Genomic DNA, 18,235 nt, shown 5'->3' on the forward strand with positions numbered 1-18,235 from the left:
TATTCGTATTCGCATATTAGCATGGCTTTTCACAAAAAGCGAGAATATCGCGCAGGTTTGCTAATTTTTACGCATCGGCGCACCGCCTTCGAATTTGTTTTCCTCGCTGTAGTTACAGGGCGCTTCCTGCATTTCCAAATGCAGCCCCGTGCCGGTATAGGGGTGGGCGCGGGCCAGAACCTCGTCAAAGTCTATGCCCAGCCCCGGCGCGGTGGGGGGTAGGACATAGCCACCCTCCCATGTGATCGAGTTTTTGATCAATGCCATATGGAACGCGCCGCCGGTCTGGATGGTTTCCACCATCAGCAGGTTGGGGATAGAGGCACCAAAATGGATGTTTGCGGCCCACTCCACAGGGCCCGCATATAGATGCGGGGCTATTTGTGCGTTGTAAACCTCGGCTATCGCGGCGATTTTCTTGCATTCCCATATGCCGCCTGTACGACCCAAGGCGGGTTGCAGGATGGTGGCGGCACCGGCCCGCAACACGGGCGCAAATTCTGCCTTGGTGGTCAGGCGCTCGCCGGTGGCGACAGGGATGGTGCAGGCGCTGGCAACTTTGGCCATTTCGCCAACATTGTCTGGCGGCACGGGTTCCTCGAACCAAAGCGGTTGATAGGGTTCCAGCGCGCGGCCCAGCCGGATTGCACCAGCGGTGGAAAACTGCCCGTGGGTGCCGATCAGCAGGTCGGCCTTGCCGCCCACAGCCTCGCGGATTGCTTTGCAAAACGCCACTGTGCGGGAGATGTCTGACATCGCAGGCATGTGGCCGCCGCGGATGGTGTAGGGGCCGGCGGGGTCGAATTTAACTGCGGTAAACCCCTGCGCGACCAGTTCGGCAGTACATTCGGCGGCCATTTCGGGCGAGGCCCAGAACGCGTCTGGGTCTTGATCGGGCAGCGGGTAAAGGTAAGTGTAAGAGCGCAAACGCTCGTTCATCATCCCACCCAGCAATGCCCAAACGGGGCGGTTCCGTGCTTTGCCCAGTATATCCCAACAGGCGATCTCAAGGCCGGAAAACGCGCCCATCACCGTCAGATCAGGTCGCTGGGTGAAACCGGCGGAGTAGGCGCGGCGGAACATCAGTTCTATGTTTTCAGGGTTTTCACCCTGCATGTGGCGAGCGAATACGTCGCTGATTACCGCCTTCATCGCCTCGGGTCCAACGGATGACGCATAACATTCGCCATACCCCGTGATGCCGCAAGCTGTGGTCAGTTTGGTGAATATCCAATACCGCCCGCCCCATCCGGGAGTTGGGGGCGCGACCACGAATATTTCAAGGTCTTGCAGCTTCATTTGAACAGGATCACGTTGCGCCGCGCAGCCCCTGTGCGGGTGTCGGCAATTGCTTCGTTGATCTGCTCCAGCGTGTAGCGGCCCGACACCAGTTCATCCAGTTTCAAACGGCCCTGCTGATACAGGTCGATCATCCACGGGATGTCGCGTTTCAGAACCACGTCACCCATTTTTGTGCCGATCATCGCTTGGCCAGTTGCGGCGATGATCACCGGCTCGTAACTGGCTTTGTCGCCGGAATGGGGCATGCCGACCATCACCATTTTTCCGCCCGCTGCCAGATAGCGTGGCGCGGTTTCATAGGCGGAAATGGCCCCGACTGTGACGAACACAGCATCAGCCATTTTGCCACCGGTGATTTTGCGCACAGCACCCCACGGTTTTGGATTGCTGGCCAGAACTCCGTGGGTCGCGCCAAATTCCATCGCCGCGCCCAGTTTATCCTCGAGCATATCCACCGCGATGATCTTGGCCGCGCCCGCAATCCGTGCGCCCTGAATGGCGTTCAACCCGACGCCGCCCGCCCCGATGACCACAGCCGTTTGACCGGGGCGCAGGCCAGCGGTGTTGACCACAGCGCCAACGCCGGTGATCACGCCACAAGACAGCAAACAGGCCGCCTCCATCGGCATATCGGTGGGGATATGGGCCAACTGGCTGGGGTCAACCACCACCTTTTCGGCGAACGCGCCGCACGCCATTGCCTGTTCTACAGGGCCACCATCAGCCGTGGTGATTGGCCCGTCCATTTTGGTAGGCGTGGCGCAGGCAACGGGTTTGCCGCTGGCGCAGGGGATGCAGTCGCCACAGGCGCGGATCAGGGTGACGATGACGGTATTGCCTAGGTCATAGCCTTTGACGCCCACCCCAACTGCCGTGACCTTGCCTGCCGCCTCGTGCCCATAAACCGCTGGCAGATTGCCACCCCAGCCGCCGTCCATAAAGGAAATGTCGGAATGGCAGATTGCGCAGGCCTCTAGCGTGACTTCGACTTCGCCGGCCGTGGGCGGACGTAGGTTCACGGTTTCAACGGTTAGGGGGGGGCCGAATTCATGGGCAACGGCGGCGCGGATCTGGGTCATATTTGCTCTCCTGTTCTATGCAGGGTGCAAGGAAACCTCCCGTCATGGCAAGGCCCGTTCGCGTCAAAACATGTCGCAAGCGGATGATTTCAGGCGCGACAGGGTTTGTTCGCGGACAGATAAACCCCGATACAGATGGCGATCAGCCCCATCGACAACAGGAATGGAGCACCCGGCATATAGATCGGGGCATTGGCCGAGCTAAAGTAACTAAACGTCTGGGTCATCAGGATCGGTGACAGGATCATTCCGATGGACCCAACACTGCCCAGCAAGCCTTGTAATTCGCCCTGTTGGTTGTCGTCCGCTGCGCGGGACATGATCGACAGCAATGCGGGGCCGGTGATCGCACCCAAGGCTGTGAGGGGGGTCAGCGCCAGCACGACCCAACCGTTCGGAATGGTTGCCAGCGCGAAAAACGAGATCATGTTGATGGTCAGGCCCAGTAATACGGTTTTCACCTCGCCAATGCGTGGGATGATCAGGCGGATTAATCCACCCTGCACCACAGCCATCGAAATGCCGAAAGCTGCCAGTGAATACCCCACCATCAGCCCATCCCAGCCAAACCGTTCGCGGGTGAAATAGGCCCAGACCGCAGGGTAGACAAAGAAGGCGATGGAATAGAGGAAATGCACGGTCAACAGGGCGCGCAGGCCAGGTAGATGACCGATGTGTTTGAATGCCCCCAACGGGTTGGCACGACGCCACTCAAACGGGCGGCGGATCGCATCGGTCACAGTTTCGGGCAGGATGAAATAGCCAAAGGTGAAGTTGGCAGCAGCAAGGGCGGCTGCAGCGTAGAACGGTGCGCGCGGGCCGAATGTTGACAGTAACCCGCCGATCAGCGGGCCAAGCACAAAGCCGATGCCAAAGGCGGCACTGACAAGCCCGAAGTTTTTAGCTTTGTCTTTGGCGGTGGAAATATCGGCCATATAGGCGGTAGCTGTGGATTGGGTGGCCGCCGTAATACCGCCAACGATGCGCCCTGCCAACAACAGCCAGATGGTGCCGGCCACGGCCATCACCAGATAGTCCAGCGTCATGAAAAACAGTGAAACCAGCAGCACGCGACGCCTGCCAAATCGGTCGGAAAGGTTGCCAATAGTGGGCGAGAACAGGAACTGCATCACTGCAAAACTTGTCGCCAGCACCCCGCCCCAAAGGGCCGCCGAGGCCAGATCAGTATTGCGCAGTTCGCGGATCAGGTCGGGCATCACCGGCATGATCAGCCCGATACCCATCGCGTCGATCACAAGTGTAATCATGATGAAAAGGATAGGAAGGTGGGTTTTCATGGGGTTAGGGTCCTGTGCTGATCCCAGATTGTTAGCAATCTAAACTAAATAGTTCAATATGCTTTTGCAGCTTTGGCAAATGTGTGGGCTTGCATAGGCGCATCGCCCAATTGTGCAGTGGGGCTGAACAGGCCCGTTGTGTCCAGATCAGGCCAAGTGGATGCGGCCAGATCGGGCAGCGGGATGTTTTCGGATTTCACCTGTAGGCACAGCCGTTTCACCGCGGCTTGGGCGTCGGGGCGGGGCATGGTACTGGTTAATGCGAAACTTAGTGCTTCGGCATAGATCAAGCCCAGACCATCGTCGATATTTTCGACCATTGTGCTGGCGTTGGGGGTCATGCTGCCGGCCAATTCACTGGCGGTCGACAGGGCGCGGGCACAGGCCATGCAGATTTGCCCGATGTTCATCCACTCCATAAACCACGCGGCACCGTCGCGTTGTTGGCGATGCACCACCGCGCCTTGAATGGCGCTGTTAAGGGCTGTGGTTTGGTGTGCCAATGCGACCAGTAGCGACGGTAAAACCGGATTGGATTTCTGCGGCATGGTGGAGGACGAGCCGCCCCTGCCCAAGCTGACTTCGTTGATGCCGGATTGCGTCAGCAGCAATAAATCCTCACCCATTTTACCCAGACTGCCCGCCACCAGCGTCATCCATCCGGCAAATTCGGCGATGCTATCACGGGTGCTGTGCCATGCGGCGGGGCTGTCTGCAAGCCCCAGCGAGGCCGCCAACTTTGTGCGCAACTCAGCACTTTCATTGATCATTGAAAGCGTGCCAGCCGCCCCCGACAGGCTGACCCGCAATAGGCGCGGGCGCAGTTCATTCAGGCGCGTCAGGTGTGTGATCAGGGGCGTGCCCCAACTGGCAATCGTTGCCCCGAACGTGGTGGGCGAGGCGATTTGGCCATAAGTGCGGCCCGCCATCGGTAGGTCGGCGTGGGTATCTGCGAGAGCGCTAAGGGACTTGAGGATACCCGAAAGACGGCCTTCAAAGATCGCCACAACCTGTTTCAGCCGTAGAACCAGCGCCGTGTCAATAATATCTTGCGATGTCGCACCCCAGTGGAAATATTGCGTATGTTCCGGTGCATCCGTTGCGGCGTGGAACGCTTTGACCAATGCAGGCACGACAACGGCATTTACCCCCGTTTCTGTCGATAAACCCGATGGGTCGATCTGCACCTCCAGCGTGGCGCGTTTGATGAATGCTCCCGCTTCAACAGGGATGATGCCAAGCTCGGCCTGTGCCTGTGCCAGCGCCCCCTCAATCAGCAGCATGGCGCGGACTTCGGCGCTGTCGGTGAATAATTTCCCCACCTCGGCATCGCCAAACAGCCCGCGAAACATTGCGCTATCAAAAGGGGTGGCAGTCATCTATGCCTCCCCCAGTCCAAGGATGGCGCGGGCCTGTTTTGGCGTGGCTACGGGGCGGTTATATTTGGCGCACAGGTCCACAACCCGCGCGACCAAGGCGGCGTTGGATGGCGCCAGCGTGTCGCGGTCCAGCCGCATATTATCCTCAAGCCCCGTGCGGGTATGTCCACCTGCGGCAATGGCCCATTCGTTGACGGCGATCTGTCCTGCACCCACGCCCGCGCCGCACCACTGGGCGTCGGGGGCTAGACGGTTCAGGGTGGCGATGTAGAAGTCAAAGACGTGCTTATCAACAGGCATGGCGTTTTTTACACCCATGACGAATTGCACGTATAACGGGCCTTGCAAGCGGCCATCGGCTTGCATTTTCACAGCTTGGAATATGTGGCTTAGATCAAAGGCTTCTATCTCTGGCTTGATGTTGTATTTCAGCATCTCGGACGCAAGCCAATCAACCAGATCAGGTTGGTTTTCATAGACCCGCGTCGGAAAGTTGTTGGACCCGACCGACAACGATGCCATGTCGGGGCGCAAGGGCAACATCCCGCCGCGCTCCTGCCCCGCACCAGAACGTCCACCAGTGGAAAGTTGGACAAGCATATCGGGGCAATGCGTACGGATGCCTTCCATCAATAGGGCGAAACGGTCGGGATCGGACGTAGGGGTGCCGTCGTCTTGGCGCACATGGCAATGGGCGATGCTGGCCCCCGCCTCAAACGCCGCATGGGTGCTCTCGATTTGTTCCGCGATGGTGATCGGCACCGCCGGATTGTTGGATTTCTGCGGCACGGAACCGGTGATCGCAACGCAGATGATGCAGGGGTTTGGCATGGGTCAGATATCCAGAAATACGGTTTCGCCTGTGCCCTGAATATGGACATCAAAGCGATAAGTCACGCCTTTGCTATTCTCAACCCGTGTGGCAATCAGGGTTTTGCGGCGGTGGACCTGTTCAATCAGGTTCAGCACGGGATCCGCGCTGTTGTCGCAATCCTCAAAATAGATACGCGTGTTCAGGCCCAGATTGATACCACGTGCCACGATCCACAGGTTGATATGTGGGGCTTGGGTTGTGCCGTTCCGCCCTTTGGTGACGCCAGGCTTGACGGTGTCAACCCCCCACAGCCCCGTGTCAAAATCGGTGATCACACGGCCCCAGCCGCGAAATCCATCCTCGACATCGCGCCCGTCTTCGGGGTGGGCATAATGGCCTGCCGCATTGGCCTGCCATGCCTCAAGCAGCACGTCCTTCACGGGCGCACCCGTGCCGTCATAAACGCAACCCTCAATGCGAATGCGTTCGCCCGCCGCATTTGGACCTGCGATATCCCAGCCAAGTTCCTGTTTGAAAATATCAAACCCAGCGGCCTGTGGCGCAAGGCCAATGTGAACGTATGGGCCAGCGGTTTGCGACGGAGTTTCTTTCAGGTAATCCATCAATTGCCCTCCAGCCGGTTTTCAAACAGGGTCGAGCGTCGCCCCCGCAGCACGATGTCAAAACGGTAAGCGATGCTATCGAGTGGAATGGTTGCGTTCATATCCAGTTTCGCCACCATCTGGTCAATTGCGTCGGCGTCCGGCACTGTCTGCACGATGGGGCATTTGGCAATCAGCGGGTCGCCCTCGAAATACAGTTGCGTGATCAGCCGCTGGGCAAAGGCCGCGCCAAAGATCGACATGTGGATGTGGGCGGGCCGCCAGTTGTTGACCCAGTTACGCCAAGGGTAGGCGCCCGGTTTCACGGTGCGAAAGTAGTAGTAGCCATCCGCGTCTGTCATGGTGCGCCCGCAGCCGCCAAAATTAGGGTCAACCGGCGCAAGATAGGTATCTTTCTTGTGCCGATAGCGCCCGCCAGCGTTGGCCTGCCAGATTTCCACCATGGTATTGGGCACGGGGCGGGCGTTTTCGTCCAACACACGGCCATGCACGATGATGCGCTCGCCAATCGGATCACCTCCGTGACTGTAGTTCTTGATCAGGTCGTTATCCAGCGGATCAATGTCGTTGTGGCTGAACACAGGGCCGGTGATTTCGGACAGCGAATTTTCCAGAGACAGCAGCGCGTATTGCGGCGAGCGAGTGACGGACGTTTTATAATCCGGCGTAAGCGCAGGCGCATGGTGTTTGCGATCTCGCATATAGTATTCGGCAGGCTTCATAGCTCAATCCTCATCTCGGCATAGGTGCGTTTGGCAAGTCGTAAGGCGTGGTTGGCGGCGGGCACACCGGCGTAGATCGCCACATGAAGGAACACCTCGCGCACTTCCTCGGGGGTGGCACCTGTGTTGGCGGTGGCGCGGATGTGCATCGCCACTTCTTCCCAATGGCCACCCGCCGCAAGCAACGCCAGAGTGATCAGCGAGCGGTCGCGCTTGGTGATCTCGTCGCGTGACCACAGGGTGCCCCATGCGCCCTCGGTGATCATCTCCTGAAAGGGCGCGTCAAAGGCGGTTTTGTCGGCCTCGGCGCGGTCCACATGGGCGTCGCCCAAAACGGCGCGCCGTGTTTTCATGCCGGTTTCATAACGGTCAGACATGGCCTTGCTCCTTTAGGAATGTGGTCAGGATGGCAGCATATTCTTCGGGCTGTTCGACACATGGCAAATGTGCCGCCCCGCGGATCAGCTGGAATTGTGATCCTTTGATCAGGTCGGCTGCTTCGCGCACAAGGTCCGGCGGGGTGGAGCCATCCTCGGCCCCCGCAATCGCCAGCGTTGGCTGGGTCAGGCGGGCGGTGCTATCAAACAGGTCGGTCTCGGAAATCGCGGCTGAACAGCCGAGGTATCCTTTGATCGGGGTGCGGCACAGCATATGCCGCCATGCGGCCAGCGTGGATGGATTTTCACGGCGCCAGCGGGCCGCGAACCAACGTTCCAGAATGGCCTCTTGCAGTGCCTCGATACCACCCTTGCGCACGTCCGCCATCCGGTCCTGCCACATGGCCGTGGTGCCGATTTTGGCCGCTGTATTGGACAGCACCATTGCCTGGACCAAATCCAGGCGTTCGGCGGCTAGCCCCTGCGCAATCATCCCGCCAATAGACAGGCCGACAAAGATGCAATTCTTGACCTTCAGATGGTCCAGCAATGCCGCCGCATCCGCGACCAGATCACCCATGAAGTAATCCCCATCAGGGGCCGAGGTCAGGCCGTGACCGCGGGTGTCATAGCGGATCAGCCGCAAGCCCTTGGGTAGCAATGGCAGCAGCTGGTCCCAGAGGCGAAAATCAGTGCCCAGAGAATTGGAAAAAACCACGGGCGCGCCGTTCGGATCACCCTGATCCGCGTAATGCACCGTAATCCCGTTCAAATCGATCATCTGCATCAGTATGGCAACCCCACATAATTTTCCGCCAGAACCTTTTGCGCCGCCTCATTGCTGCGTAAAAACTCCAGATCGGCCCGCTGCATTTTCAAATCAAACGCAGATTGATCGGGGAAGCGGTGCAACATGTTGGTCATCCACCAGCTGAACCGCTCGGCCTTCCAGATCCGCGCCAAAGCGCGTTCTGAATAACGCAGCAGCCCCTCATTGTCCTTGTCATGATAGGCATTGATCAGCCCGTTATACAAATAATGAATGTCCGAGGCGGCCGTGTTCAGCCCTTTTGCCCCTGTGGGCGGCACGATGTGGGCGGCATCACCACACAGAAACAGGCGGCCCCAACGCATCGGTTCGGTGACGAAACTGCGCAAGGGGGCGATAGATTTTTCGATACTGTCGCCGGTGATCAGAGTGTCAGCGGTGTTTTCGGGCAGGCGGCGTTTCAGCTCGCCCCAGAATCTGGCATCGTCCCATTTACCCAACGGGTCATCCAGCGGCACCTGAATGTAGTAGCGTGACAGGTTGGCGTGGCGCATGGAACACAGGGCAAAGCCGCGTTCCGAGCTAGAGTAGATCAATTCGTGATGCACTGGCGGGGTTTCTGACAGCACGCCGAGCCAGCCAAACGGATATGCTTTTTCATAGTCGTTGCGCACGTCATCGGGGATGGTTTGGCGGCTGACCCCGTGGAACCCGTCACAGCCCGCGATATAGTCGCAATCAATCCGCTGCTCGCCATCGCCGACATCATAGGTGACATAGGGCGCGACCGTATCGGCCCCGTGGATTTGCACGGCGTTCGCGTTAAAGATGATCTTGCCATCCATTGCTGCGCGGGCATCATACAGATCGCGGGTCAGTTCGGTCTGGCCGTAAACCACCACGGGGGTGCCGGTGTGTTTGGTGAAATCAATGCGAAACTGGCTGTTGTCATAGGCGATCACCGTGCCGTCATGGGTGAACCCCTCGGCGTCCATCCGTTTGGCCACGCCAGCCTCGCGCATCAGGTTGACGAAGCCGACCTCGAGCACGCCCGCACGGATGCGGCCCAGCACGTAATCACGGGTTTTGCGTTCCAGCACTACGGTGTCGATGCCCTTGCGATGCAAAAGTTGGCTGAGCAGCAAGCCAGATGGCCCGCCGCCGATGATGGCGACCTGTGTGCGCATTAGAATTCTCCCGTTATCACACAGTATCGGGGAATATAGTTTGCAATGTCAATTAAATCTGCCGGGACCGCTCATTTAGCTATCAGAAATGAAAAAGCCTCGGTTGCATGTCGGGAGGGAACACGCCACCGAGGCTAGATAACCAGGCTGAATTTAGAATAGCACTTAAAGTGGAATACGCCTAGTCGGGTATTCCTTACCTAGGGTCAAATAGTTGCATATGTGCCATGATCTGCCCGTGATCCGAGGCCAGTTTGTTATAAGGTGCCTCGTCATGCGAGCCGTCGGTAATGTGGTCATTATAGACGCTGAAATATTCCATCTCGCCGATTTTTTCGTCATAATCGGGGTGGAAATGACGGCTCATCAGGATTTGGTCGATGCTTTCAAACACCCCGCCAAAGGCCGAGGTGTAGACCATATCGCGCAGGGATTTGCGCACGAACAGCTTTTCCGCCGAATGCAGCCGCATGGAATTCACGGCCTCCTGGATTTGCAGGTTTTCATCGCGGCTGTAGCGATCATTGGCCTTTTGTGCGTCATGGCGCAGCATCCAGCTGTAGTTTTTGAACGGGGTCTCGCCTGAAATAATTTCCGAACTCACCGCATGTTCACCATCGTTGAAATCGCCCAAAACCATAACAGGATTGCCAGCCTCGAGTTCCTGAACGATCAAACGGCGCAGCACCCATGCTTCGGCCATCCGGCGCAGGGCGGCGCGAAGAGCACCCAATGCGCGACCTGTGGCGTCGTAATTGGTCAGGTCTGCTTCGGGTGCATACTCGGCCTCGTCTGGCGTGATGTATTCACCTAACTTGGATTTCAGGTGGCAGTTAAAAACGGTAACCACCTGATCCCCAACAGGAATGCGGGCCTTCAGGATCGGGCGCGACAGGCGGGAAACGGTGTAGCTGCCGTTATCATCGCCGCCCAGATCGCGCATCGGGATGGTCAGGGCGGGGGATAGGTCCTGAATGACCTCGGGCGTGCCGATAAAGCCGAAGCGCGACAGGATCGCAACACCGGGGCGGCGCTCGCCTGCGGGGCCGTCATTGGCGTTGGGGGCAAAGGCAATGTCGGCGTCGGTGTAGGGGGAATAGGCAAGTTTGCGAAATATTGCTTTTTTGGCGTACCTCTTGTTGCGGTCGGGCAGGGTGACTTCGTTGGTGGCGATGCCACGGCGGTCGGCCTCGGCGATCACGGCCCTTAGGGATTCTTCGTCAAATATTTCCTGTAGCCCGACAATGTCGGCATCCATTTTCACGATCTGATCCGCCATCCAGTCTTCTTTCCATGCGTATTCCTCGGGCGTGTAGGACATGAAACGATAGTATTCCTGATCGGCACCGATCAGGTTTTTAACGTTGAAGCTGGCAATCGTAAAACGGGTCATCTGTCTACTTTCCGTATTTGGTCAAGGCGTCTATGAATAGGGGCGCATCGACATTACCACCAGAGGCAACACAGATTATTGTGTCACTTTCCAGTGAGTTACCGTGATAGAGCGCGGCCGCCAATGCCACTGCCCCGCCGGGTTCGATAACGATTTTCAGGCGAGTAAAGGCCTCGGCCATGGCGCGTAAGCAGTCGTCGTCAGGCACCACCAGACCCGCCCCGCACAGGCGTATCATGTTAGGGAATGTCAGGTGTCCGGCGGTCGGGGTGATTATGGCATCGCAGATAGAGCCTGTGGTGCTGGCGTTAGATTCCATTTGGCCGGAGATTAGCGAGCGGGCCACATCGTCAAATCCTGCCGGCTCAACCGGATGCACCTGCATATCTGGCGCTTCAGTTTCGAGTGCCAGCGCGACGCCAGAGGTCAGACCACCACCACCACAGGGCACCAGAACCTGCGCCGAAGTGATGCCGATTTCAGCGGCTTGGGCGGCGATTTCAAGGCCGGTGGTGCCTTGACCGGCGATCACCAAAGGTTCGTCAAACGGCTTGACCAAGGTCAGGTTACGTTCATTTGCAAGGCGGTCACCGATCTCGTCGCGATCTTCGCTAGCGCGGTCGTATAGCACGACTTCTGCGCCTAATACCTTGGTATTGTTTATTTTTATTTCAGGTGAATCGGCGGGCATGATGATCACGGCGGAAGTGCCATGTTCACGCGCAGCCAGTGCCACACCTTGGGCGTGGTTGCCCGAGGAGAATGCGATTACGCCGCGGGAACGGGTTTCGGGGTCCATTGCAGATAGGGCCGACCATGCACCGCGGAATTTGAATGATCCGGTGTGTTGCAGGCATTCGGCCTTGATCAGCACGCGACGTCCGGCGATTTCATCGATGAATGGCGAGGACAGCAGCGGGGTGCGGCGGGCGCGGCCTTGCAGGCGTTTGGCGGCGGCGTTGATCATGTCGATGTTCATAATTGGTCCTTAAAGCGAGGCGGCGAGGGCGGGGATTGTGGTGAGGTCAGGCAGGGTGCTGGCGGGGGTCCACGGCAGGCGATCCACGGGTTCATTCGCGCGGTTGACCCAGACGGTTTGGAACCCGTAACCGGTGGCGCATGCGGCGTCCCAGCCGTTGGAAGACACGAATAAAACCTGATCTGATGTGCAGGAAAACCGTTCATTCACAAGTGCATAGACGCTGTGGTGCGGCTTGAATACGCCAACGGATTGAACCGATAACACATCGTCCAGCACCTCGGTTAGCCCCGCGTATTTGACCGCGCCCTCCAGCATGTCGGGCGAGCCATTCGACAGGATTGCGGTGTTCAAACCAGCCTTTTTCAAGGCCCCCAGCATGGCGGGCACTTCGGGGTAGGCGGACAGCTCCCAATAAAGGGCCAACAGGCGTTCACGCAGGTTAGGATCGGTTAGATTGTTGGTCTCGAGCGCCCAATCCAGTCCGTCCTGTGTGACGGTCCAGAAATCGGTGTGGGCATCGGCCACGGCACGCAGCCATGTGTATTGCAGCTGTTTCAGGCGCCAGTCATTGGCCAGCTTTTGCCAGACCTTGGCAAAAGCTTCACGGCCCGGTTCGGTGGCGGCTTGCCGCGCGGCGGCGGCGACGTCGAACAGGGTACCGTAAGCGTCAAAAATGCAGGTGGTGATGGGCATGGGAGCGGCTCCTTTTGAGGGGAGAGTGGCACAGGTTGTGCGGGGTGAAAAGGGGGTGGATAGTGTATGGAAAACGTATGGGTTTTATACATACGCTATGATCAGGGCCTCCAGTGACATGGAGGCCCAATGGGGCCGCTTTATGTCTCGGACCCACAAGGGATCCTCGGGTATGCGCTGCGCACGGCGGGTATTTAGAAAAAGAAGAGGGGGCGGCGGTGCTAGAGTTTGCTATGTGCCTCTTTGACAAAAGTCTGGTCATCCATTGGCGGGCGCACGTAACCTTGCACCACGGGCCGATCTTCCAGCACGATCGGTTCGGGCGTTGTATCCTCATACGGGATCTGCGCCAGCAGGTGGTTGATGCAATTGATCCGCGCGTGTTTTTTCACGTCTGAATTCACCACATACCACGGGGCCTGTTTGATGTCGGTGTGGGCGAACATGATGTCTTTGGCCTTGGAATATTCCACCCAGCGGTTGCGCGATTCCAGATCCATTGGGGATAGTTTCCAGCGTTTGGTCGGGGTGACCAGACGTTTCTGGAAGCGGCGTTCCTGTTCGTCATCAGACACCGAGAACCAGTATTTGATCAGCAGGATACCGGAGCGCACAAGCATGCGCTCGAACTCGGGGCAGGAGCGCAGGAAGTCCTGATGTTCCTCGTCCGAGCAAAAGCCCATGACTTTTTCAACGCCACCACGATTATACCACGAGCGATCAAGGATCACCATTTCGCCAGCCGAGGGCAGATGGGCGACATAGCGCTGGAAATACCACTGGGTGGTTTCGCGTTCGGTAGGGGCTGGCAGGGCGACGACGCGGGTGATGCGCGGGTTCATCGGCTCGGTGATCCGCTTGATGGTGCCGCCTTTGCCAGCCGCATCGCGGCCCTCAAAGATCACCACGACCTTTAGGCCCTTGGTTTTGATCCATTCCTGCATTTTGACCAGTTCAATTTGCAGGCGGGCCATTTCGGCCTCGTATTTACTGTTGGAAATTTTCTTGTCGGCCATCTGGCATCCCCCTTAATACGTTCGCGCGTATCTGGAGGAGGCTAGATTATCGGAGGCAGATGGTCGAGGCGAAAGTTTACAGGGGCTGGGTTGTGCGATGCCAAAGAAGGCGTCACCATCGGCATGAAGCCTGCCGCTTTGGGATACCGGGCAGACAGGGTCCGGTTTGTGTTCTACACTCATGGCAGAACCATTTTCGGGAGGACAGAAATGCCAAATACAATTGAGCGGATACTGGCAGGGATACGAGACCTTCAGGAACAACTGGAAGTCGAGTTGGCAAAACAGCGCGAGGCGATCCGTTACCGGATGGAAAACGGGCGGGTGGTGTTTGAGAAAGACGTGCGACAGTATCACCGCTCCATGCGGGTTAGACTGGCGACGTTTCTGGCTGCGACCCGCCCAGTTGTTGTGCTGACGGCCCCGCTGATTTATGGGCTGATCCTGCCGTTTGTGCTGTTGGATCTGTTTGTTAGCATCTACCAAGCCGTGTGTTTTCGGGCCTACAAAATCGCGCCGGTGCGGCGGCGGGATTATATTGCGATTGATCGACAGCATCTGGCCTATCTGAACGGGTTGCAGAAACTGAATTGTATCTATTGCGGGTATTGCAACGGGGTCATCGCCTATGTGCGCGAGATTGGCGCCCGTACCGAGGCCTATTGGTGCCCGATCAAACACGCCCGCCATATAGAGGGCATGCATGCGCATTATAAGGGGTTTTCAGAGTTTGGAGATGCTGTTGGGTTTGACCCAGTTCAGGCAAAATTGCGCACCGATTTGACTGGGGTAAAACCCCCGCCGCCAAAGGGGTGATTGCATCCGTCGGTGCAGGACAACCGCTGTGTATAAAACTACAGGTTTTCCGGCTGCGCCATGCCCAAGACGTGATAGCCGCCATCCACATGGATGATTTCGCCGGTGGTGCAGTTGCCCGCATCTGACGCCAGATAAACGGCGGTGCCGCCGACGGCCTCGAGCGTGGCGTTGGCCCGCATCGGGGCGTTGGCTTCGGTCGCACGAAAGGTTTTGCGCGCCCCGCCGATGGCCGCACCCGCGAGGGTTTTCATTGGACCGGGCGAGATTGCGTTAACGCGAATTCCGTCTGGGCCAAGGTCGTTGGCAAGGTAGCGCACCGCCGATTCCAGTGCTGCTTTGGCAACCCCCATCACGTTATAAAACGGGGTCACGCGGTTGGAGCCTTGGAAGGTCAAGGTCAGGATGGTGCCGCCATCGGTCATCAAGGGTGCGGCGCGGCGGGCCACGTCGATCAGCGAATAACAGGAGATATCCAGCGTGTTTTTGAAGTTGGCGCGCGAGGTGTCAACGAAGCGGCCAGTCAACTCGTCCTTGTCGGAAAACGCCAGCGCGTGGACGACGAAATCCAAGCTGCCCCATTCGTTTTTGATCTGATCAAAGGCGCGATCCATCGAGGTGTCATCGGTGACGTCCACATCGACCAGAATGCTAGACCCCAGTTCAGCGGCCAGCGGTTCAACCCGTTTACCGAAGGCATCGCCTTGGTAGGTGAAGGCCAGTTCGGCCCCTGCTGCCGCCATGGCCGTGGCGATTCCCCAAGCGATGGAGCGCTGGTTCGCGACACCCATAATCAGGCCGCGTTTGCCTTTTAACAAATCTGACATCGTTCAATATTACCCGTGATATTTGCTCATGGCGATGGTGCCGTTGGTGCCACCAAAGCCGAAGCTGTTTGAAATGACTGTATCAAGTCCTGCGTCTTTGCGAAATTCGGTGCAGATTTCATCGGCGTGGATTTGTGGGTCCAGCTCGGTAATATTGGCCGAAGGCGCGATGAAATCGCCGCCCAGCATGATCAGCGAATAGATTGCCTCGTGAACGCCAGCGCCGCCCAGACAGTGGCCGGTGACCGATTTGGTCGAGGTGATCGGCGGGGTTTTACCCTCGCCAAACACGCGGCGCACGGCGTGGACTTCGGTGACGTCGCCAGCTGGCGTCGAGGTGCCGTGGGCGTTGATATAATCGACTTTGCGATCGCCAAGGGTGGACATCGCCAGCTTCATTGAACGTTCGGCCCCTTCGCCCGAAGGCGCGACCATATCGTGTCCATCCGAAGTGGCACCGTAGCCGGTGACTTCGGCGTATATTTTGGCGCCACGGGCCAGTGCGTGCTCCAACTCTTCCAGAACCAACACACCGCCGCCGCCGGAAATGACAAACCCATCGCGGGTGGCGTCAAAGGCGCGGCTGGCGGTTTCGGGGGTGTCGTTATATTTGCTGGACATCGCGCCCATGGCGTCAAACAGGCAGGACAGGGTCCAGTCGAGTTCTTCGCCGCCACCCGCAAAAACGATGTCTTGTTTGCCGAATTGGATTTGTTCAACCCCGTTGCCGATGCAGTGCAGGGATGTGGTGCAGGCCGAGGTGATCGAGTAGTTCACGCCCTTGATTTTGAAGGGGGTGGCGAGGCAAGCCGAGTTGGTTGACGACATGCAGCGTGTCACCATGAAAGGCCCCATACGCTTTGGCGCGCCTTTTTCTTTCACGATCTTGTGGGCATTGAAAAAGTTCGATGTCGATGGGCCGCCAGACCCCATGACCAGCCCCGTGCGCGGGTTGGAAACGTCGCTTTCTTCAAGGCCACTGTCCGCAATCGCCTGTTCCATAGCAATGAAATTATATGCCGCACCCGGCCCCATGAAGCGCAGGTTGCGTTTGTCGATATGCTCGGCCACATCAATTTGCGGCATGCCGTGGATTTGCGAGCGAAAGCCGTTTTCTGTGTAATCTGGGGCGGCAATGATGCCGGATTTGCCCGATTTCAGTGCGGCTGTGACTTCTTCGACATTGTTTCCGATCGAGGAAATGATGCCCATTCCGGTGATAACGACGCGACGCATATGCGTTCTCCTTAGTCTTTGACGGCAGCAAGGCCGACTTTGAGGTCTTTAACAGCATAGATTGGTTCACCTTCGGCCAGAATGATGCCTTCGGCCACACCCAGTTTCAGGCGACGGTCAATAATGCGGGTGAAATCGATTTTATAGGTGATCATTTTGGTTTCGGGCGTAACCATGCCGGAGAATTTGACCTCGCCAACGCCGATTGCAAACCCTTGGCCGAGCATACCGCGCCAGCCGAGGTTGAAACCGGTCAACTGCCACAGACCATCAAGGCCGAGACAGCCGGGCATCACCGGATTGCCGGGGAAGTGGCAGGGGAAGAACCATAGATCGGGGTGAATATCGAATTCGGCAATGATGTGGCCTTTGCCATGCTCGCCGCCATCGCCCGACACGTCGGTGATCCGGTCCATCATCAGCATCGGCGGCAGCGGCAATTGCGCGTTTCCGGGGCCGAACAGATCGCCATTGGCGCATTTGATCAGATCGTCTTTGGTGAAACTGCTTGGATAATTGGCCATTCAGCCTTGCCCCCCTTAAAATATTACATTGCCTTCATGGTCTTCTACCATTCTGTGATAATTGGTGGCAAGAGCGGCTGCGCACAAGGATAATAATACAATGAATCCGTAATGCGAATGAATTGCAATTGTAATTCCAGCCGTTTGCCCCTTATATAGTAAGGGAATAACGGGATTTAAGACGATGACACCTATAGCGACCGAACGCGGAACACATTGGCTAAGCGGGGCGGGTTTGCGGCCAACGCGCCAACGTCTGTCTTTGGCGGGCTTGCTGGTGGGCGATGGCAAGGATCGTCATGTGACCGCCGAGAGCCTGTATGCGTCGGTTCTGAAGTCCGGCGAAAAAGTATCACTGGCCACAGTTTACAACACCCTGCGGGCGTTTTGCGAGGCGGGGTTGTTGCGCGAGATTATGGTGGATGGCGCGAAAAGCTACTTTGACACCAATATGTCGGACCACCCGCATTTCTTTTGGGAAGACAGTCAGGAACTGATGGATGCTCCCAGCGAGCAATTGGAGATTTGTCGTCTGCCACAAGCGCCCGTCGGTGCCGAAGTGAGCAAGGTGGATGTGGTGATCCGGCTGCGGCGGGTTTAACACTACTGTTATCGTGAAATCCTGAAATGTGGTGCGGGCTGACTTGCGAATGGCAGCGTTGCATTTTCCCGTTACCACCTGAGCCCAAGGTCAGCAGTGCGGGACTTAGTGACAGCTCGCAGCACATGCACCAATGTCGGCTTCAGGGTCGCCGTTCAACAAACGGTGGTTTTTGGAGGGGTCGAAAACCTCTGCCAGAAACCACCGTTTGTTATCTTAGACTTTATTGAAAGTCAGTTTTTCAAAGTCAATTGGTAGGCTGCTGGCGTCAGCATACCCGACCGGATTTTGAGATGTCCTAACCCAGACATCGGGAGTGCTAATTTCGGCGTACTCGCTGAAATGAACATCGAACCGAGAGGTGTTGTCAATGCGCATGAGGCCACGCATCTTCCCGACGAGCATTCCAGTGCCCTCACCCAATGCGCAAATGACGACGTAATCACAACCAATGGCGCGCTTTGCGTTTAAGCTCCAGCTCCCGCTGAAGCCCTTTGCTGCGAGTTCGGAGGCATCATTTCGTGTGTTGAGAAGCAAGATTTCCATACTGAGTCCTTTCGAGAGTTATGTTTGTAGGATATGTATGAATACTTATAT

20 protein-coding genes are annotated in these 18,235 nt (G+C 57.4%); 2 read left to right on the forward strand and 18 right to left on the reverse strand.

Going from position 1 to position 18,235, the window contains the following annotated elements; genetic code table 11:
• Positions 1–60: 60 nt before the first annotated feature.
• The 14 genes from ACWB12_RS09250 to ppk2 all read right to left on the reverse strand — a co-directional run bounded on the left by ACWB12_RS09250 (position 61) and on the right by ppk2 (position 13,634).
• Entirely contained in the window at positions 61–1,299 is a 1,239-nt protein-coding gene (locus ACWB12_RS09250; protein WP_479529786.1) for a mandelate racemase/muconate lactonizing enzyme family protein, read from the reverse strand.
• Positions 1,296–2,381 (reverse strand): Zn-dependent alcohol dehydrogenase, encoded by a 1,086-nt coding sequence (locus ACWB12_RS09255; protein ID WP_479529787.1) that lies wholly within the window; start codon positions 2,379–2,381, stop codon positions 1,296–1,298. Before ACWB12_RS09255 ends, ACWB12_RS09250 begins: the two co-directional genes overlap by 4 nt.
• A gap of 89 nt (positions 2,382–2,470) precedes the next feature.
• Positions 2,471–3,679, reverse strand: a complete 1,209-nt coding sequence (locus ACWB12_RS09260) for a TCR/Tet family MFS transporter (protein WP_479529788.1) — start codon at positions 3,677–3,679, stop codon at positions 2,471–2,473.
• Positions 3,680–3,732: 53 nt separating this feature from the next.
• Positions 3,733–5,058 (reverse strand): class-II fumarase/aspartase family protein, encoded by a 1,326-nt coding sequence (locus tag ACWB12_RS09265; RefSeq protein WP_479529789.1) that lies wholly within the window; start codon positions 5,056–5,058, stop codon positions 3,733–3,735.
• Positions 5,059–5,889 carry a 3-oxoadipate:acetyl-CoA acetyltransferase gene (locus ACWB12_RS09270; RefSeq protein WP_479529790.1) on the reverse strand — a complete coding sequence of 277 codons (831 nt, stop codon included), beginning with the start codon at positions 5,887–5,889 and terminating at the stop codon, positions 5,059–5,061.
• 3 nt (positions 5,890–5,892) lie between these two features.
• Entirely contained in the window at positions 5,893–6,495 is a 603-nt protein-coding gene (pcaG, locus tag ACWB12_RS09275; protein ID WP_479529791.1) for a protocatechuate 3,4-dioxygenase subunit alpha, read from the reverse strand.
• Positions 6,495–7,217 (reverse strand): protocatechuate 3,4-dioxygenase subunit beta, encoded by a 723-nt coding sequence (gene pcaH / locus ACWB12_RS09280; protein WP_479529792.1) that lies wholly within the window; start codon positions 7,215–7,217, stop codon positions 6,495–6,497. The genes pcaG and pcaH overlap by 1 nt, the downstream gene beginning before the upstream one ends.
• The gene (pcaC, locus tag ACWB12_RS09285) at positions 7,214–7,594 is read right to left on the reverse strand and encodes a 4-carboxymuconolactone decarboxylase (RefSeq protein WP_479529793.1); all 381 of its coding nucleotides are present in this window, start codon (positions 7,592–7,594) and stop codon (positions 7,214–7,216) included. The genes pcaH and pcaC overlap by 4 nt, the downstream gene beginning before the upstream one ends.
• Positions 7,587–8,381, reverse strand: coding sequence for a 3-oxoadipate enol-lactonase (gene pcaD, locus ACWB12_RS09290; protein WP_479529794.1), 795 nt, complete (start codon positions 8,379–8,381; stop codon positions 7,587–7,589). Before pcaD ends, pcaC begins: the two co-directional genes overlap by 8 nt.
• The gene (gene pobA / locus ACWB12_RS09295) at positions 8,381–9,550 is read right to left on the reverse strand and encodes a 4-hydroxybenzoate 3-monooxygenase (RefSeq protein WP_479529795.1); all 1,170 of its coding nucleotides are present in this window, start codon (positions 9,548–9,550) and stop codon (positions 8,381–8,383) included. The genes pcaD and pobA overlap by 1 nt, the downstream gene beginning before the upstream one ends.
• Before the next feature lie 196 nt (positions 9,551–9,746).
• Entirely contained in the window at positions 9,747–10,943 is a 1,197-nt protein-coding gene (locus ACWB12_RS09300; RefSeq protein ID WP_479529796.1) for an endonuclease/exonuclease/phosphatase family protein, read from the reverse strand.
• A gap of 4 nt (positions 10,944–10,947) precedes the next feature.
• A complete protein-coding gene (locus tag ACWB12_RS09305; RefSeq protein WP_479529797.1) occupies positions 10,948–11,922 on the reverse strand; it encodes a threonine ammonia-lyase in 975 nt (324 codons plus the stop codon).
• Positions 11,923–11,931: 9 nt separating this feature from the next.
• Complete coding sequence (locus ACWB12_RS09310) at positions 11,932–12,618, reverse strand: haloacid dehalogenase type II (protein WP_479529798.1); 687 nt, start codon at positions 12,616–12,618, stop codon at positions 11,932–11,934.
• Between the two features lie 221 nt (positions 12,619–12,839).
• Complete coding sequence (ppk2, locus tag ACWB12_RS09315; RefSeq protein WP_479529799.1) at positions 12,840–13,634, reverse strand: polyphosphate kinase 2; 795 nt, start codon at positions 13,632–13,634, stop codon at positions 12,840–12,842.
• A gap of 210 nt (positions 13,635–13,844) precedes the next feature.
• Here ppk2 and ACWB12_RS09320 point away from each other — a divergent pair, with 210 nt between their 5' ends.
• On the forward strand, positions 13,845–14,450 hold the full coding sequence (locus tag ACWB12_RS09320; protein WP_479529800.1) for a hypothetical protein: 606 nt from the start codon (positions 13,845–13,847) through the stop codon (positions 14,448–14,450).
• 38 nt (positions 14,451–14,488) lie between these two features.
• On the opposite strand, the gene ACWB12_RS09325 is transcribed toward ACWB12_RS09320, so the two are convergent.
• The 3 genes from ACWB12_RS09325 to fabA are packed head-to-tail and all read right to left on the reverse strand — an operon-like array spanning position 14,489 to position 17,037.
• Complete coding sequence (locus ACWB12_RS09325) at positions 14,489–15,277, reverse strand: enoyl-ACP reductase FabI (RefSeq protein WP_479529801.1); 789 nt, start codon at positions 15,275–15,277, stop codon at positions 14,489–14,491.
• A 9-nt stretch (positions 15,278–15,286) separates the two neighbouring features.
• Complete coding sequence (gene fabB / locus ACWB12_RS09330) at positions 15,287–16,513, reverse strand: beta-ketoacyl-ACP synthase I (RefSeq protein WP_479529802.1); 1,227 nt, start codon at positions 16,511–16,513, stop codon at positions 15,287–15,289.
• A gap of 11 nt (positions 16,514–16,524) precedes the next feature.
• The gene (gene fabA / locus ACWB12_RS09335) at positions 16,525–17,037 is read right to left on the reverse strand and encodes a bifunctional 3-hydroxydecanoyl-ACP dehydratase/trans-2-decenoyl-ACP isomerase (RefSeq protein WP_479529803.1); all 513 of its coding nucleotides are present in this window, start codon (positions 17,035–17,037) and stop codon (positions 16,525–16,527) included.
• 184 nt (positions 17,038–17,221) lie between these two features.
• Here fabA and irrA point away from each other — a divergent pair, with 184 nt between their 5' ends.
• Positions 17,222–17,638 carry an iron response transcriptional regulator IrrA gene (gene irrA / locus ACWB12_RS09340; RefSeq protein WP_479529804.1) on the forward strand — a complete coding sequence of 139 codons (417 nt, stop codon included), beginning with the start codon at positions 17,222–17,224 and terminating at the stop codon, positions 17,636–17,638.
• 216 nt (positions 17,639–17,854) lie between these two features.
• Here irrA and ACWB12_RS09345 read toward each other — a convergent pair whose 3' ends face one another.
• Complete coding sequence (locus ACWB12_RS09345) at positions 17,855–18,184, reverse strand: hypothetical protein (protein ID WP_479529805.1); 330 nt, start codon at positions 18,182–18,184, stop codon at positions 17,855–17,857.
• Between the last annotated feature and the right edge of the window lie 51 nt (positions 18,185–18,235).

The organism is Profundibacter sp. (genome assembly GCF_056498605.1).

What these genes read in the sequence shown, in the direction of transcription:
- ACWB12_RS09320 (WP_479529800.1), top strand. Translation starts at nt 13,845, where the DNA reads ATGCCAAATACAATTGAGCGGATACTGGCAGGGATACGAGACCTTCAG.
- ACWB12_RS09310 (WP_479529798.1), bottom strand. Translation starts at nt 12,618, where the DNA reads ATGCCCATCACCACCTGCATTTTTGACGCTTACGGTACCCTGTTCGAC.
- ACWB12_RS09250 (WP_479529786.1), bottom strand. Translation starts at nt 1,299, where the DNA reads ATGAAGCTGCAAGACCTTGAAATATTCGTGGTCGCGCCCCCAACTCCC.
- fabB (WP_479529802.1), bottom strand. Translation starts at nt 16,513, where the DNA reads ATGCGTCGCGTCGTTATCACCGGAATGGGCATCATTTCCTCGATCGGA.
- ACWB12_RS09305 (WP_479529797.1), bottom strand. Translation starts at nt 11,922, where the DNA reads ATGAACATCGACATGATCAACGCCGCCGCCAAACGCCTGCAAGGCCGC.
- pcaH (WP_479529792.1), bottom strand. Translation starts at nt 7,217, where the DNA reads ATGAAGCCTGCCGAATACTATATGCGAGATCGCAAACACCATGCGCCT.
- ACWB12_RS09325 (WP_479529801.1), bottom strand. Translation starts at nt 15,277, where the DNA reads ATGTCAGATTTGTTAAAAGGCAAACGCGGCCTGATTATGGGTGTCGCG.
- irrA (WP_479529804.1), top strand. Translation starts at nt 17,222, where the DNA reads ATGACACCTATAGCGACCGAACGCGGAACACATTGGCTAAGCGGGGCG.
- ppk2 (WP_479529799.1), bottom strand. Translation starts at nt 13,634, where the DNA reads ATGGCCGACAAGAAAATTTCCAACAGTAAATACGAGGCCGAAATGGCC.
- pcaD (WP_479529794.1), bottom strand. Translation starts at nt 8,381, where the DNA reads ATGCAGATGATCGATTTGAACGGGATTACGGTGCATTACGCGGATCAG.
- ACWB12_RS09260 (WP_479529788.1), bottom strand. Translation starts at nt 3,679, where the DNA reads ATGAAAACCCACCTTCCTATCCTTTTCATCATGATTACACTTGTGATC.
- fabA (WP_479529803.1), bottom strand. Translation starts at nt 17,037, where the DNA reads ATGGCCAATTATCCAAGCAGTTTCACCAAAGACGATCTGATCAAATGC.
- pobA (WP_479529795.1), bottom strand. Translation starts at nt 9,550, where the DNA reads ATGCGCACACAGGTCGCCATCATCGGCGGCGGGCCATCTGGCTTGCTG.
- ACWB12_RS09270 (WP_479529790.1), bottom strand. Translation starts at nt 5,889, where the DNA reads ATGCCAAACCCCTGCATCATCTGCGTTGCGATCACCGGTTCCGTGCCG.
- ACWB12_RS09300 (WP_479529796.1), bottom strand. Translation starts at nt 10,943, where the DNA reads ATGACCCGTTTTACGATTGCCAGCTTCAACGTTAAAAACCTGATCGGT.
- pcaG (WP_479529791.1), bottom strand. Translation starts at nt 6,495, where the DNA reads ATGGATTACCTGAAAGAAACTCCGTCGCAAACCGCTGGCCCATACGTT.
- ACWB12_RS09265 (WP_479529789.1), bottom strand. Translation starts at nt 5,058, where the DNA reads ATGACTGCCACCCCTTTTGATAGCGCAATGTTTCGCGGGCTGTTTGGC.
- ACWB12_RS09345 (WP_479529805.1), bottom strand. Translation starts at nt 18,184, where the DNA reads ATGGAAATCTTGCTTCTCAACACACGAAATGATGCCTCCGAACTCGCA.
- pcaC (WP_479529793.1), bottom strand. Translation starts at nt 7,594, where the DNA reads ATGTCTGACCGTTATGAAACCGGCATGAAAACACGGCGCGCCGTTTTG.
- ACWB12_RS09255 (WP_479529787.1), bottom strand. Translation starts at nt 2,381, where the DNA reads ATGACCCAGATCCGCGCCGCCGTTGCCCATGAATTCGGCCCCCCCCTA.